This is a genomic window from Gracilibacillus xinjiangensis, from assembly GCF_042651765.1.
Classification (GTDB): Bacteria; Bacillota; Bacilli; order Bacillales; family Amphibacillaceae; genus Gracilibacillus; species Gracilibacillus xinjiangensis.
Genome location: NZ_JBHSDT010000008.1, coordinates 902,605 through 917,949, shown reverse-complemented (window position 1 = coordinate 917,949; position 15,345 = coordinate 902,605). Strand labels below are relative to the sequence as shown.

Genomic DNA, 15,345 nt, shown 5'->3' with positions numbered 1-15,345 from the left:
GCGGAAAACATGTAAAATGAAGTTGAGTGAAACAGACCCTCTTTAAGAAGAGGGTTTTTCCACTTTATATTATAAGAAAAACTTAGGCTTTACTGATAAGCCAAGTTTCTAATAATGATTGTCTGCTAATTCGATTAGCAGGAATATTAAATGGAAAGAGTCTCTCTATAATGATGGAGAACCATTGGGGGAAATAAAATGGCTTTGTTTAAACTTCCTTTTACGAACAAAGATACGAAAAAGATACATAATTCATATGATAAAGTTCCGGACCATATTGCGATTATTATGGACGGTAATGGACGATGGGCTCAAAAAAAAGGGTTGCCGAGAATTGCTGGTCATCGCGAAGGTATGGATAATATCAAAAGAATTGTAAAAATTGCAAACACTTATAATGTAAAAATTTTAACACTTTATGCTTTTTCAACTGAAAATTGGAAAAGGCCATCAACCGAAATTGATTTCTTAATGAAACTTCCTATTGATTTTCTGCAACATTATTTACCGGAGCTAATTGAAGAGAATGTTAGAATACAAACAATTGGTGAAATAGACGACCTGCCAATTAACACCCAAACTGCTATATTGAGAGCAATCGAGAATACGTCACACAATACTGGGTTAATTCTTAATATTGCAATTAATTACGGAAGTAAATTCGAGATTGTTCAATCAATAAAATCAATATGTAACGATATCTTACAAGGTGAGTATAAGGTTGATGATATTACCGAGGAAACTATAACAGAACATTTATATACTTCTCATCTAACGGATCCGGATTTATTAATTCGAACTAGCGGAGAGTTACGTCTTAGTAATTTTCTACTCTGGCAATCCGCATATTCAGAATTGTGGTTTACTGATACGTTCTGGCCAGATTTCGATGAAGAAGAATTTGAAAAAGCCATTAACGATTATCAAAAGCGAAAACGTCGTTATGGCGGAATTTAAGGTGTGAATAATTTTGAAAATAAGAACAATAACAGCGATTCTCTCCATATTAATTTTCTTTCCGATTGTTTTTATCGGTGACTGGCCATTTAAAATCATCATGTACATCATTGCTACAGTTGGTTTAATAGAATTACTGCATATGCGGAAAACAACCTCTTACCCAATCCCGACAATTCTTACGATATTCCTGTTGTGGGGCTTGTTATACCAAGAGGATAGTATTTTCTTCTCTAAACGATTAGAATTAATTATGTTTTTCGTCCTTCTATTACTGGCATATACGGTGTTGGTTAAAAACAAATTCACTTTTGAAGACGCAGGTTTTCTTATTTTGTCTTCTATATATGTAGGCCTTGGTTTTTATTATTTTATGGAAACAAGAGAATTAGAAAGTGGATTAATCTATATTTTTTATGCTATTCTAATCATACTTGCCACAGATACAGGGGCGTATTTCTTCGGACGAGCCATCGGTAAGCATAAATTATGGCCGGAAATTAGTCCGAACAAGACGATAGAAGGGGCTTTAGGAGGAATCCTCGTTGCATGTGTTGTTGCGGTTATTTACCAATTCTTTTATCCCGTTCATGAGTCGTTATTTCTAGTTATTGTAGTAACAATATTGGCATCTATAGCTGGACAAATTGGAGATTTAGTTGAATCAGCGATCAAAAGACATTATGATGTAAAAGATTCAGGAAAGATCCTTCCTGGTCACGGAGGAATATTAGATCGATTCGACAGTTGGTTATTTGTTTTTCCATTATTGCATTTTATACAATTTATCTCATAGACTATTTATATTGGAGCGTATGATTTATGAAGAATATAACACTATTAGGTGCGACCGGGTCAATCGGACTGCAAACATTAGATGTAATTGAAGCCCATCCAGAACACTTTCGTTTATTTGCAATTTCTTTTGGAGAGAATGTTGAAAAAGCCTTACCAATTATCGAAAAATTCAAGCCTGAATGGATTGTTGCTAAGGATAATCATGTCAAGCAGAAGCTGAAGACAAGGCTAACAGGTGATTATAAGATTATTACGGGGGTTGAAGCTTTAGAGGAAATAAGCATTCATCCCAAAACAGATGTGTTAGTTAATGCTGTGATGGGAAGTGTAGGGCTTAAAGCTACATTATCCGCAATTGAACATCGTAAACAGGTGGCAATTGCTAATAAGGAAACCTTAGTTACAGCAGGACACTTGGTGATGGAGAAAGCAAGGGAATTTAGTGTGAATCTTCTTCCAATTGATAGTGAGCATTCAGCTATTTTTCAAGCATTAAATGGAGAATCTCATGATCGATTAAAGAAAATCATATTAACAGCGTCTGGTGGAAGTTTCCGCGATAAATCAAGGGACGAGCTCCAATATGTTACCGTTTCTGATGCGTTAAATCACCCTAATTGGAGTATGGGTGCTAAGATTACAGTTGATTCAGCTACAATGATGAATAAAGGTTTAGAAGTGATTGAAGCACACTGGTTATTCAATGTAGCTTATGAAAAAATCGAAGTCATTCAGCATCAAGAGAGTATTATTCATTCAATGGTAGAATTTATTGATCAGAGTGTTATCGCCCAATTAGGAACACCTGATATGCGTGTGCCGATACAATATGCTTTAACCTATCCGGACCGAATCAATATACCCTCATCAAAGAGTTTAGATTTAGTGAGTATCAGTAAACTGCATTTCAAAGAAATGGATTTTAGCAGATTTCCATGTTTGGGGTATGCATTTGATGCAGGGAAAATAGGTGGTACGATGCCGACTGTCTTGAATGCAGCAAATGAAGTTGCGGTAGATTTGTTTTTAAAAGGAAAAATAAAATTTTTAGAAATTGAGCGATTAATTGAATCATTAATGAATAGCCACCAAGTAATTGCAAAGCCAGACTTAAATACAATCCAATCGATTGATAGTGAGACAAGGATAAAAGCTCTTAATACTGCAAGTGAATTTTGATCGTTTTAGTAAATTTGGGAGGAGTGTGCTTTTTTGAATACAATTATCGCCTTTATTCTTATGTTTGGCCTGCTTGTTTTTGTCCATGAGTTTGGGCATTATATTTTTGCCAAACGAGCGGGAATGTTAGTTCGGGAATTCGCCATTGGCTTTGGACCGAAAATATTCTCCACAATGAAAAATGAAACACTTTACACGATAAGGTTACTTCCGATGGGAGGGTATGTTCGGGTAGCTGGTGAAGATCCTGAAATTATTGAGATAAAGCCAGGGCAGCATATTGGAGTTACTTTTAATGATGATGAAAAAGTAAATCGAATTATTGTAAACAATAAAGATAAACACCCGGATTGCCTAGTTATCGAAGTAGAAAATATCGATCTGGACCATAAGCTTGTAATTGAAGGATATGAAGTGGGAGAAGAACGCCTTTACTCATTCCAAGTAGATGAAAAAGCACACTTTATCATGGATGAAAAGGCGACTCAAATCGCTCCATATAATCGGCAATTCGCATCTAAAACAATCGGTCAACGCGGCATGCAATTATTTGCAGGTCCTATGATGAATTTTGTTTTATCCATTCTAATTTTTCTAATTTTGGGTTTCATTCAAGGTATACCAGCTGATGAAATTAAAGTCGGTTCAGTTGTTGAAAATAGTCCAGCAGAGGAAGCGGGCTTTGAAGCAAATGATACTGTAATTGAAATAAATGGCCAAAGTGTTAGTGAGTGGAGTGAATTCGAGCAGTTTGTCCAATCAAGTCCGAATCAACCAGTAGATATGGTCGTATTAAGGAATGGGGAAGAAGTATCGCTCGAAGTAGTTCCAGCTTCCATTGAAACGGAACAAGGCAATATTGGTCAGGTAGGTGTAACTTTAGCATTAGAAAAATCATTTTTACGAACTATCCCTTACAGTATACAAGAGACATATGAATGGTCGACATTAATTATCACAAATTTAGGTAAATTAATAACCGGTCAATTTTCCATTGATATGCTGTCAGGCCCTGTAGGTATTTATGATGCAACCGATCAAGTTGTTCAAACAGGATTTCTAAACTTCTTGATGTGGACTGGGGTTTTAAGTGTTAATTTAGGGATAATGAATTTAGTTCCATTGCCGGCTCTTGATGGCGGGAGACTATTATTTGTTGGTATAGAAGCAGTCAGAGGAAAACCAATTGATCCGCAAAAAGAAGGTATTGTCCATTTTGTAGGATTTGCTTTACTAATGTTACTAATGATTGTCGTAACATGGAATGATATTCAGCGTCTATTTTTATAAGAAAAGAGAGTATGGTTAGAATCGTTACAAGTTAGTGGAAGATTGTAGTATGGGAATTACCTTCACTTTCCGTTGGAGTCTTCGTCTATTTCGTCCACTGTATTTTTAATACATTTTATATTTGAGGTGAATGCAGAAATGAAGCATAGTCAAACATTAATTCCTACATTAAAAGAAGTACCTGCAGATGCTGAAATAAAGAGTCATCAACTTTTGGTTAGAGCAGGATATATTAGACAGACTGCATCCGGAGTCTATAGTTTCTTACCTTTGGGAAACAAAGTGTTAAAAAAAGTGGAAAACATTGTCCGTGAAGAAATGGAGAAAGCGGGAGCAGTAGAAATGTTGATGCCAGCATTACAACCTGCTGATTTATGGAAACAGACAGGCAGATGGTACAGCTATGGGGCCGAACTGATGCGATTAAATGATCGCCATGACCGTGAATTCGCATTAGGAGCTACTCATGAGGAGGTTATTACCAGCCTCATTCGAGATGAAGTAAAGAGTTATAAAAAGCTTCCACTAACACTTTACCAAATTCAAACAAAATATCGTGATGAGAAACGTCCACGTTTTGGATTGCTTCGTGGTCGGGAGTTTGTTATGAAAGATGCTTACTCTTTCCATGATTCGAAGGAAAGTTTAGATGAAGCATATAATAGAATGCATAAAGCTTATTCGAATATTTTCAGAAGATGTGGACTTAATTTCCGGGCAGTAATTGCTGACTCTGGTGCAATTGGTGGAAAGGATACACATGAGTTTATGGTTTTATCTGAGATTGGAGAAGATACAATTGCCTATTCAGACACTTCTGATTTTGCAGCAAATATAGAAATGGCTCAAGTTAAAATAGCATATGAAAAAAGTAATGAGCCATTAGCTGAATTAGAGAAAGTGGATACACCGAATGCTAAAACGATGCAGGAAGTTTCTGAATATTTTAAGCTTCCCCTTGAAAAAGGAATTAAATCGCTGTTATTCAAAGTAGACGATCAATTTGTATTAGTATTAGCTCGTGGCGACCATGAAATAAATGATATTAAATTGAAAAATGCACTTAATGCAACGAGTGTTGAATTAGCTTCGGAAGATGAGGCAAAACAGCAATTAGGTGCCGAAATCGGCTCATTGGGACCGATACAAGTAAGTGATATAGAGATTATCGCAGATCATGCGGTAGCTTCAATTATAAACGGGTATTGTGGTGCTAACGAGACAGGTAAACATTATATAAATGTTAATCCTGCCAGAGATTTTAATGTTTCGCGTTTGGAAGATCTTCGTTTTATACAAGAAGGTGATCCTTCCCCAGATGGAAAAGGAACGATCCGTTTTGCTAAAGGAATTGAAGTAGGGCATGTATTTAAATTAGGGAATATATATGCAGAGAAGCTGGGTGCTGCCTATTTAAATGAACAAGGGAAACAGGATATTATGACAATGGGTTGTTACGGGATTGGTGTTTCGAGGACAATTGCAGCAATTGTTGAACAATTCCATGATGATAATGGTATCGTTTGGCCAAAAGAAGTAACACCATATGATATCCACTTAATTGCAGTAAATCCTAAAAACGATGAGCAGTTAGCACTGTCCGAATCTGTTTATCAGAAATTACAAGATAATAATATCTCTGTCTTATTTGATGACCGGAAAGAAAGACCTGGAGTTAAATTTGCAGACAGTGATTTAATTGGTTTACCAATAAGAATCACAGTAGGTAAAAGAGCAAACGAAGGCTACCTTGAATGTAAATTACGTGAATCTGGCGAGCAATTCGATATACATGAGTCAGAATTAATTGATAAAATTAACAAATTATTAGCATAAATATATTATATTATTTTTCAGACCATATTAACAATCTGTTCCCTTGTCTACATCTGTGGCAAGGGAATTACCATTTCGTAAAGGGGTGAAACGAGTGGATAACACAAATAGGGAAAGATTCGATTTATTAATGCAGCAAATAGGTATACCTGATGATATGAAGAACAAATACCTGCAAAATGGTGCGATAGAAAAGCTAGAAGTATTTCGCCAAACAAAAGTATGGCAATTCTCCTTTCGTTTAGAACAATTGCTACCTGCTGATATTTACCAGTTATTTGTGTTGAAATTAACGGATGCTTTCTCGTCTATAGCGAAAGTTTCATGGAAGTTTGCAGCAGAGCAGAGAAAGTTAGAGGAGAATGAATGGGCAAAATATTGGTCCATTTTTCTTTCTGAATTAATTACGGAGTCCCCTAAATTTCGAGTGCTAGAAAATAAAAAGCCATTATTTAACGATAATAATATTATGTTAACTACTAGCAATGAGATTGAACGACACTCCTTAATGCAAGATATTCAGAAAAGATTTGATCAATTTTCACTCCATGCTGGTTTGGAAAAAAGAATAATCCAAATAGATGTTCACGAACAACAAGAAGAAATTGAAAAATTTCAGCAAGAAAAAGCTATAGAGGACAAAAAACGTGTCGAGGAAGCCTTTAAGCAGCAAGAAGAACGTTCGAAAGATAATAAAGAAGAATCAAGCACTGGTCCAGTTATGATTGGTTATCCGATTAAAGATGAGCCTGTTCAAATGAAAGAAATTATTGAAGAAGATAAAAATATTGTTTTTCAAGGGTATTTATTTGATGCAGAAATACGCGAATTACGATCTGGTCGCCATTTATTAATGTTAAAGATGACTGATTATACGGACTCATTTCAAATCAAAATGTTCTCAAAAGGTGATCAGGACGTAGACAAGTTTAAACAGTTGAAGCCGGGGATGTGGTTGAAAACAAAAGGCATGATTCAAACAGATACGTTCACGAATGAGCTTACAATGATGGCAAAAGATATACAGGAAGTGAAAGCAAAAACTCGCGAGGATCACGGAATGGATGGAGAGAGACGTGTAGAATTACATGCCCACACATTAATGAGCCAAATTGACTCCGTTGTTTCTGCATCAAAATTAGTGGAACAAGCGGCTAAATGGGGACATAAAGCAATCGCAATAACGGACCATGCTGTAGCACAAGCATTCCCTGAAGCGTATGGAGCAGGAAAAAAGCATGGTGTTAAAGTGATTTACGGTGTAGAAGCAAATATTGTCGATGACGGTGTGCCGATTGCTTATAATGTTCAGGATAGAGAGTTAATGGACGAAACTTATGTAGTTTTTGATGTGGAAACAACTGGTCTTTCTGCTGTTTATGATACGATAATCGAGCTAGCAGCAGTGAAGATAAAAAATGGAGAGATAATTGATCGTTTTGAGTCATTCGCTAACCCACATCAACCTTTAACAGAAACAATTATTAATCTCACCAACATTACAGATGATATGTTACAAGATGCCCCAGAAGTAGATGAAGTTTTAACAGATTTCAGAAACTGGATGGGTGATCATATTCTTGTTGCACACAATGCTGATTTTGATATGGGCTTTATTAATACAGGATTTAAGAAGATCGGTTTGGAAGAAGCAAGTAATCCTGTCATTGATACACTGGAACTAGCACGTTATTTATTCCCGGAAATGAAGAATCACCGTTTAAACACGATGTGTAAAAAGCTGGACATCGAATTGACTCAACACCACAGAGCTATTTACGATACGGAAGCTACTAGTTATTTGTTATGGAAATTTATCAAATTATCCAATGAAAAGGGGATAACCAATCACAAACAATTTAATCAGCATATGGGGGAAGGAAATGCCTATCAACGTTCGCGCCCATTCCATGCTACATTATTGGCTAAGAACGAAGTGGGATTGAAGAACCTTTTTAAACTTGTTTCACTTTCACATATTGATTATTTTTATCGTGTGCCAAGAATCCCCAGATCCAAACTGCAACAATTAAGGGAAGGAATTCTTGTTGGTACTGGTTGTGATAAAGGGGAAGTATTCGAAACAATGATGCAGAAATCTGCTGATCAGGCAGAAAAAGTGGCGAAATTTTATGATTATATTGAAATTCAGCCACCCGCGAACTATGCTCATTTAATTGAAAAGGAATTAGTTCAAAATGAGGCACAGCTTTTGGATATTTTAAGAAAATTAGTGGAAATGGCAGATCGCTTAGGAAAAACCTGTGTCGCAACAGGAAATGTTCATCACTTAGATGAAAATGATCAGATCTACCGTAAAATCTTAATTGCATCACAAAGTGGGAATCCTTTAAATCGCCAAAAGTTACCAAATACTTATTTCAGGACAACTAATGAAATGTTAGATGCCTTTCGTTTCTTAGGAAAAGAGAAGGCGATTGAAGTGGTGATAAAGAATCCGAATATGATTGTAGACGATATAGAAGAAGTTAAGCCTATAAAGGATGATTTATATACACCTAATATAGATGGGGCAGAGCAGGAAATTCGTGATTTAAGCTACAATTTTGCCAAATCGGTTTATGGTGATCCATTACCGGAATTAGTTGAGCATAGAATTGAGAAAGAGTTAAAGAGTATAATCGGACATGGATTTGCGGTAATTTATTTAATCTCTCATAAATTAGTAAAAAAATCTCTAGATGATGGTTATTTAGTAGGTTCACGTGGGTCTGTCGGGTCCTCATTAATTGCAACATTTACGGAAATTACTGAAGTGAATCCATTACCGCCACATTACGTTTGTCCGAATTGTCAACATAGCGAATTTTTTACTGATGGTTCAGTAGGTAGTGGATTTGATTTACCTGATAAGGAATGTCCGAAATGTCAGACACCATTTAAAAAAGACGGGCAGGATATTCCATTTGAAACATTTCTTGGATTCAAAGGGGACAAAGTACCAGATATTGACTTGAACTTCTCCGGTGAATACCAGCCGAGAGCCCATAACTATACGAAAGTATTATTCGGTGAAGACAATGTTTATCGAGCAGGAACAATTGGCACAGTTGCTGAAAAAACGGCCTATGGATATGTAAAAGGATACGCAAGTGACCATGGTATGGTAATAAAGAATGCGGAAGTAGATCGTTTAGTTAAAGGATGTACTGGTGCAAAACGGACAACCGGACAGCATCCTGGCGGGATTATTGTAGTACCAGATGATATGGAAATATATGATTTTACCCCAATTCAATATCCTGCTGATGATCGTAATTCTGAGTGGCGTACAACCCATTTCGATTTCCACTCGATCCATGATAATTTATTAAAACTAGATATACTAGGACACGATGATCCGACAGTTATAAGGATGTTACAAGACTTAAGTGGGATCGATCCACAAACAATCCCGACAGATGACCAAGAAACGATGAAGATATTTTCAGGGCCGGAGGTATTAGGGGTGACCGCTGATCAAATAATGTGCAAGACAGGCACATTGGGTGTGCCGGAATTCGGTACACGTTTTGTTAGACAAATGCTTGAAGATACTAAGCCTAAGACCTTTGCCGAACTTGTTATTATTTCAGGACTTAGTCATGGTACAGATGTATGGTTGGGGAATGCCCAGGAGTTAATAAATAATGGTATATGTGAATTGCCAGATGTTATTGGTTGTCGGGATGATATTATGGTTTATTTAATGCATAAAGGGCTTGAATCCTCATTAGCATTTAAAATAATGGAATTTGTCCGTAAAGGTAAAGGATTGCAAGATGAGTGGATTGAAGAGATGAAAAAACACGATGTGCCTGATTGGTATATTGATTCTTGTAAAAAAATTAAATATATGTTCCCGAAAGCACATGCTGCAGCATATGTACTAATGGCAATTAGAATCGCTTATTTTAAGGTGCATTATCCTATATTCTTTTATGCCGCATATTTCACAGTTAGGGCGGACGATTTTGAGTTAGATACAATGATTAAAGGTTCAGACGCTATACGTAATCGAATTAAAGAAATTATTGCCAAAGGGAATGACGCCTCTCCAAAAGAGAAGAATGTTTTAACAGTGCTGGAACTCGCCCTTGAAATGAATGAAAGAGGATTTCATTTTCAAAAGGTGGATTTATACCGATCTTCTGCTACAGAGTTTTTAGTTGATGGTAATTCATTAATACCTCCCTTTAATGCAGTAGACGGGCTAGGTACAAATGCTGCCATTAATATTGCAAAGTCAAGAGAAGATGGAGAATTTTTATCAAAAGAGGATTTACGTGAAAGAAGCAGAATTTCGAAAACTGTATTGGAATATCTTGATCAACATGGATGTTTGGAGGGAATGGAAGAAAGGAACCAGCTATCACTCTTCTAATGCAAAACTCTTGCATCTTTTCTCCAGTCATGTTATATTTTATACAGATTTCATTTGATTGATCTTACAAAAGAGTGGGAAAACCCCACTCTTTCTTCGTAGGTACAGCTGCGTTATAGGGTTTAACACAATCCCTTGCCAATTTTGGCAAGGGATTTATGTTTCACTTGTGTTAAACACTATGTGTAGACGAGAACCTTTCAGGGAAAAGTAGATACAACTAACGATTCAACAGAATGTGTGTTTAGATAAAAGGAGGCTTAGCAATGAGTCAAAATATAGCAAAACAGACAGAAGAATTACTGCAACCAATATTAGATGAACTTTCATTGGAATTAGTTGATGTTGTTTATGAAAAGGAAGGCAAAAACTGGTTTTTACGAGTATATATCGATAAAGAAGGCGGTATAGATATTGAAGAATGCGGCATTGTTTCTGAAAAATTAAGTGCCAAACTAGATCAGGAAGATCCAATCGAGGGTGCCTATTTTCTTGAAGTTTCATCTCCAGGCGTTGAGCGTCCCTTGAAAAAAGAAGCCGACTTTATTAAATATGTTGGTGAAAATGTCTATGTTAAGTTATATGAACCAATTAACGGCGAGAAAGAGTTTTCTGGTAAATTACTTCAATTTGAAAATAATATTGCGAAAATTTCGTATAAAGAAAAAACGAAAACATTAGAGGTAGAAATACCATACGAGAAAATAGCAAAAGCGCACTTAGCAGTTATTTTTTAATAAAAGGGGGAGAAATTGTGAATAAGGAATTGTTTGACGCAATTAATTTTTTAGAGAAAGAGAAAGGGATAAATAAAGATATCCTTATTGAAGCATTAGAAGCTGCACTTATTTCCGCTTATAAAAAGAATTTTAAGTCTGCAACGAATGTAAGAGTTGATTTGAATGAAGAGGCAGGGAAGATGGCCGTTTTTGCACAAAAGGAAATTGTTGAAGAAGTAGATGACCCGCAACAAGAGGTTTCATTAGATGAAGCGCATCAATTAAGCCCAACATATGAAGTTGGTGATGTGGTAGAAATAGAAGTAACACCAAGAGACTTTGGCCGTATTGCCGCTCAAGCTGCTAAACAAGTTGTTACACAACGTGTTCGTGAAGCTGAACGAGGGATTATCTACAATGAATACATTGACCGTGAAGATGATATTATGAATGGAACCATCCAAAGAATGGACGGTCGCTTTATTTATGTCAATTTAGGTAAAATTGAAGCAAAACTGCCAGAATCAGAATGTATACCATCAGAAACTTATAATATACATGACAGAATCAAAGTATATGTAACAAAAGTTGAAAATACAAGTAAAGGGCCTAATATTTTTGTTTCCAGAACACACCCTGGATTGTTAAAGCGATTGTTTGAAATGGAAGTCCCAGAAATTTATGATGGGACGGTTGAGGTTAAATCAGTGGCTCGTGAAGCTGGTGACCGCTCTAAAATCTCTGTTTATGCGAGAGATGAAGAAGTTGATCCAGTAGGCTCATGTGTTGGTCAGAAAGGTCAACGTGTACAAACAATTGTAGACGAACTAAAAGGTGAAAAAATTGATATCGTTGAGTGGTCAGAAGATCCAGTAGTCTACGTTTCAAACGCATTAAGTCCTTCCAAGGTTGTTCGAGTTAACGTGGATGAAGAAAATAAAGCAACAACCGTTATAGTTCCAGATTACCAATTATCTCTAGCAATTGGTAAAAGAGGACAGAATGCCAGACTGGCTGCCAAATTAACTGGATGGAAAATTGATATAAAGAGCGAGTCGGAAGCAAAAGAAGAAGGTCTGTTGACAGAAGAAGACAGCGAAGAAAAATTAGATACATTAGAATATGACGAATCAATCGACTATGAGGAATCCTTTGAGGAAATGGATGAAGATTTATTTAAATAAGGAGGATTTCATATGTCTAAACAAAGAAAGATACCACTTAGAAAATGTGTTGTAACTCAAGAGATGTTACCGAAAAAATCTCTTATTCGAGTAGTGAAAACGAAAGAAGGGGAAGTTTTTGTTGATCCTACAGGTAAGAAAAATGGACGTGGGGCATATTTATCCAAAGATGTTGATGTCATCAAAAAAGCAGAAAAAACTAAAACACTAGACAGACAATTAGATATTGCAATTCCAGATGAGATTTACCAACAATTAATCATGGAAATTGAAGGGAAATAAATGAACGAGTCTAAAAATTATTTAAACATATTAGGTTTAGCAACTAGAGCAGGTAAGTGCACATTTGGAGAAGAGCAAATCATTAAAGAGATTCAGGCGAATAGATCGAGAATCGTTCTAATTGCAAACGATATTGGTGACCAAACAAAGAAAAAGTTAACTGATAAATGTAAGTACTATCATGTTCCATATTTCTTTATTGATGATCGAGAAACATTATCACAAGCAATAGGCAAGATCGGGAGAGTAGCAGTATCTGTGAATGAGCAGGGTTTTGCTAAGAAATTAAACGAGTTACTTTCCAACATTAATCGGGGGTGAACGTATGTCAAAAGTACGGGTATACGAATATGCAAAAAAAGTGAATAAATCAAGTAAAGAAGTTATAGAGAAACTGAAGGAACTAAATCAGCCAGTTTCCAACCATATGTCAACGATCTCAGATGACATGATCGGAAAGTTAGATGCAACTTTTCAACTGAAAAATCAAGATAAAAAGCAAAATACAACTCAACAGAAACAATCAAAAGCAAGTCATAAACCGAATGATAAACAAAATAACAATAAAAAATCTAAAAATCGTAAACCAATGAATAACAATCAAAATAATCAACCAATTAAAAAACAGGCTAGTGAACCAGAGCCAGTTACAAAAATTACTTATTCGGGAACATTAAATGTCGGAGAACTTGCAGAGAAACTAAATAAGGAAACAAACGAAATTATTAAGAAGTTGATGTTCCTAGGTGTTATGGCTACGAAAAATCAAGATTTAGACGATGATTCCATCGAGTTAATTTGTGGGGAGTATGGTGTAGAAGTAGAGCAAGAAGTTGAAATAGATCAAACAGACCTATCCACATATATTGAAGAGGATGACTCCGATAAATTGGAAGAACGCCCACCAGTAGTTACAATTATGGGTCACGTGGATCATGGGAAAACAACATTGCTTGACTCCATTCGTAATACAAAGGTTACAGCAGGTGAAGCTGGCGGGATCACACAACATATTGGGGCATATCAGATTGAGGCAAATGATAAAAAGGTGACATTCCTTGATACACCAGGCCACGCGGCCTTTACAAGCATGCGTTCTAGAGGGGCGCAAATTACAGATATTGCCATTTTAGTTGTGGCAGCAGATGATGGGGTAATGCCGCAAACAGTGGAAGCAATCAATCATGCGAAAGCAGCAGAAGTTCCAATAATTGTTGCTGTTAATAAAATGGATAAAGAGGGCGCCAACCCTGATAGAGTGATGCAGGAATTAACGGAATATCAATTAGTTCCTGAAGATTGGGGCGGTGAAACAATCTTTGTTCAACTATCTGCCTTAAAAGGTGAGGGAATCGATGATCTATTAGAAATGATCTTACTTGTTGCAGAGGTAGAAGAATTAAAAGCAAATCCAAATCGTTTAGCTAATGGTACTGTAATTGAAGCACAATTAGATAAAGGACGCGGATCTGTTGCATCATTACTCGTACAAAATGGTACACTAAATGTAGGGGACCCTATTGTTGTAGGAAATACGTTTGGTCGTGTTCGTGCAATGGTAAATGACCTAGGTAAACGAGTGAAAAGCGTTGGTCCGTCAACTCCTGTTGAAATTACAGGTTTGAATGAAGTTCCATTAGCTGGTGATCGCTTCGTTGTCTTCAAAGATGAGAAACAAGCACGCCAAATTGGTGAAATGAGACAACAGAAAGAAATTGAAGAAAAACGTGGGGATAAAGCTAAAGTAAGTTTAGATGATTTATTTGAACGTATTAAGCAAGGTGAGATAAAAGATATTAACGTAATACTGAAAGCAGACGTACAAGGTTCTGTAGAAGCACTAGCTGCCTCTTTACAGAAGATTGATGTAGAAGGTGTTAAAGTTAACATTATCCACACAGGCGTAGGAGCAATTAAAGAAACAGATATTAATTTAGCTTCCGCATCAAATGCAATTGTAATTGGATTTAATGTACGACCAGATACAAATGCGAAAAAAGCGGCAGAATCCGAGAATATAGAAATTCGCTTACACCGTGTTATTTATAAAGCAATTGAAGAAGTGGAAGCAGCAATGAAAGGGATGCTGGATCCAGAATTTGAAGAAAAAGTAATTGGCCAAGTAGAGGTTCGTGAAATCTTTAAAGTATCGAAAATTGGTACAATTGCCGGTGGTTATGTAACTGACGGTAAAATTACTAGAGACTCAGGTGTTCGTTTGATTCGTGATGGTGTAGTTATTTACGAAGGTGAAATCGATACATTAAAACGATTCAAAGATGATGTAAAAGAAGTAGCACAAAATTATGAGTGTGGTATTACGATTCAGAATTATAATGATATTAAAGAAGGCGACGTTATTGAAGCCTACATCATGGAGGAAATCGAAGTTAAATGATCTACTATGCAGAAATAGAATTGTTTCTTTATGAATGTCATTCATTGAAAGACAAGCGGTCGGTTTTATTAAAGTTAAAAAATCGGCTGCGAAAAGATTTAAATATTGCTATTTCTGAAGTAGAGTATCAAGATTTGTGGCAACGGGCAAAACTTGCTGTTGTTACAGTATCTGAATCCAGGGTAATAAATGAGCAGGTGTTGCAACAAGTTCTTTCAATCACAGATTCTTTTACGGAACTGGAAAGAACAACAACCATTATGGAAGAACGTTAAATAAATGATGATCTGTTGTTTCACTGGTAGAAAGAGGTGACTT

The 15,345-nt window shown here is 36.2% G+C and carries 12 protein-coding genes; all 12 read left to right on the top strand.

What is annotated here, in order from left to right; translation table 11 throughout:
• Positions 1–198: 198 nt before the first annotated feature.
• The 12 genes from ACFOY7_RS15885 to ACFOY7_RS15830 all read left to right on the top strand — a co-directional run bounded on the left by ACFOY7_RS15885 (position 199) and on the right by ACFOY7_RS15830 (position 15,302).
• Positions 199–957 (top strand): isoprenyl transferase, encoded by a 759-nt coding sequence (locus ACFOY7_RS15885; RefSeq protein ID WP_390253312.1) that lies wholly within the window; start codon positions 199–201, stop codon positions 955–957.
• 13 nt (positions 958–970) lie between these two features.
• Positions 971–1,753: a phosphatidate cytidylyltransferase gene (locus ACFOY7_RS15880; protein WP_390253311.1), complete on the top strand. Its 783-nt coding sequence runs from the start codon at positions 971–973 to the stop codon at positions 1,751–1,753.
• 26 nt (positions 1,754–1,779) lie between these two features.
• Positions 1,780–2,934, top strand: a complete 1,155-nt coding sequence (gene dxr / locus ACFOY7_RS15875) for a 1-deoxy-D-xylulose-5-phosphate reductoisomerase (protein ID WP_390253309.1) — start codon at positions 1,780–1,782, stop codon at positions 2,932–2,934.
• A gap of 33 nt (positions 2,935–2,967) precedes the next feature.
• Positions 2,968–4,224, top strand: a complete 1,257-nt coding sequence (gene rseP, locus ACFOY7_RS15870; RefSeq protein WP_390253307.1) for an RIP metalloprotease RseP — start codon at positions 2,968–2,970, stop codon at positions 4,222–4,224.
• A 138-nt stretch (positions 4,225–4,362) separates the two neighbouring features.
• Positions 4,363–6,060, top strand: coding sequence for a proline--tRNA ligase (locus ACFOY7_RS15865; protein ID WP_390253305.1), 1,698 nt, complete (start codon positions 4,363–4,365; stop codon positions 6,058–6,060).
• Between the two features lie 94 nt (positions 6,061–6,154).
• On the top strand, positions 6,155–10,444 hold the full coding sequence (locus tag ACFOY7_RS15860; RefSeq protein WP_390253303.1) for a PolC-type DNA polymerase III: 4,290 nt from the start codon (positions 6,155–6,157) through the stop codon (positions 10,442–10,444).
• Positions 10,445–10,710: 266 nt separating this feature from the next.
• Positions 10,711–11,181, top strand: a complete 471-nt coding sequence (rimP, locus tag ACFOY7_RS15855) for a ribosome maturation factor RimP (protein ID WP_390253301.1) — start codon at positions 10,711–10,713, stop codon at positions 11,179–11,181.
• Between the two features lie 17 nt (positions 11,182–11,198).
• Entirely contained in the window at positions 11,199–12,347 is a 1,149-nt protein-coding gene (gene nusA / locus ACFOY7_RS15850; protein WP_390253300.1) for a transcription termination factor NusA, read from the top strand.
• 12 nt (positions 12,348–12,359) lie between these two features.
• On the top strand, positions 12,360–12,629 hold the full coding sequence (rnpM, locus tag ACFOY7_RS15845; RefSeq protein WP_390253298.1) for an RNase P modulator RnpM: 270 nt from the start codon (positions 12,360–12,362) through the stop codon (positions 12,627–12,629).
• The gene (locus ACFOY7_RS15840) at positions 12,630–12,950 is read left to right on the top strand and encodes a L7Ae/L30e/S12e/Gadd45 family ribosomal protein (protein ID WP_390253296.1); all 321 of its coding nucleotides are present in this window, start codon (positions 12,630–12,632) and stop codon (positions 12,948–12,950) included. It abuts the gene before it with no gap.
• Positions 12,951–12,954: 4 nt separating this feature from the next.
• Positions 12,955–15,027, top strand: coding sequence for a translation initiation factor IF-2 (gene infB, locus ACFOY7_RS15835; protein ID WP_390253294.1), 2,073 nt, complete (start codon positions 12,955–12,957; stop codon positions 15,025–15,027).
• The gene (locus tag ACFOY7_RS15830; RefSeq protein WP_390253293.1) at positions 15,024–15,302 is read left to right on the top strand and encodes a DUF503 domain-containing protein; all 279 of its coding nucleotides are present in this window, start codon (positions 15,024–15,026) and stop codon (positions 15,300–15,302) included. Before infB ends, ACFOY7_RS15830 begins: the two co-directional genes overlap by 4 nt.
• Positions 15,303–15,345 lie beyond the last annotated feature (43 nt).

Excerpts from the sequence above, each read along its gene's own strand:
- infB (WP_390253294.1), top strand. The coding sequence starts at position 12,955 with ATGTCAAAAGTACGGGTATACGAATATGCAAAAAAAGTGAATAAATCA.
- dxr (WP_390253309.1), top strand. The coding sequence starts at position 1,780 with ATGAAGAATATAACACTATTAGGTGCGACCGGGTCAATCGGACTGCAA.
- ACFOY7_RS15830 (WP_390253293.1), top strand. The coding sequence starts at position 15,024 with ATGATCTACTATGCAGAAATAGAATTGTTTCTTTATGAATGTCATTCA.
- rnpM (WP_390253298.1), top strand. The coding sequence starts at position 12,360 with ATGTCTAAACAAAGAAAGATACCACTTAGAAAATGTGTTGTAACTCAA.
- rimP (WP_390253301.1), top strand. The coding sequence starts at position 10,711 with ATGAGTCAAAATATAGCAAAACAGACAGAAGAATTACTGCAACCAATA.
- ACFOY7_RS15885 (WP_390253312.1), top strand. The coding sequence starts at position 199 with ATGGCTTTGTTTAAACTTCCTTTTACGAACAAAGATACGAAAAAGATA.
- ACFOY7_RS15865 (WP_390253305.1), top strand. The coding sequence starts at position 4,363 with ATGAAGCATAGTCAAACATTAATTCCTACATTAAAAGAAGTACCTGCA.
- ACFOY7_RS15840 (WP_390253296.1), top strand. The coding sequence starts at position 12,630 with ATGAACGAGTCTAAAAATTATTTAAACATATTAGGTTTAGCAACTAGA.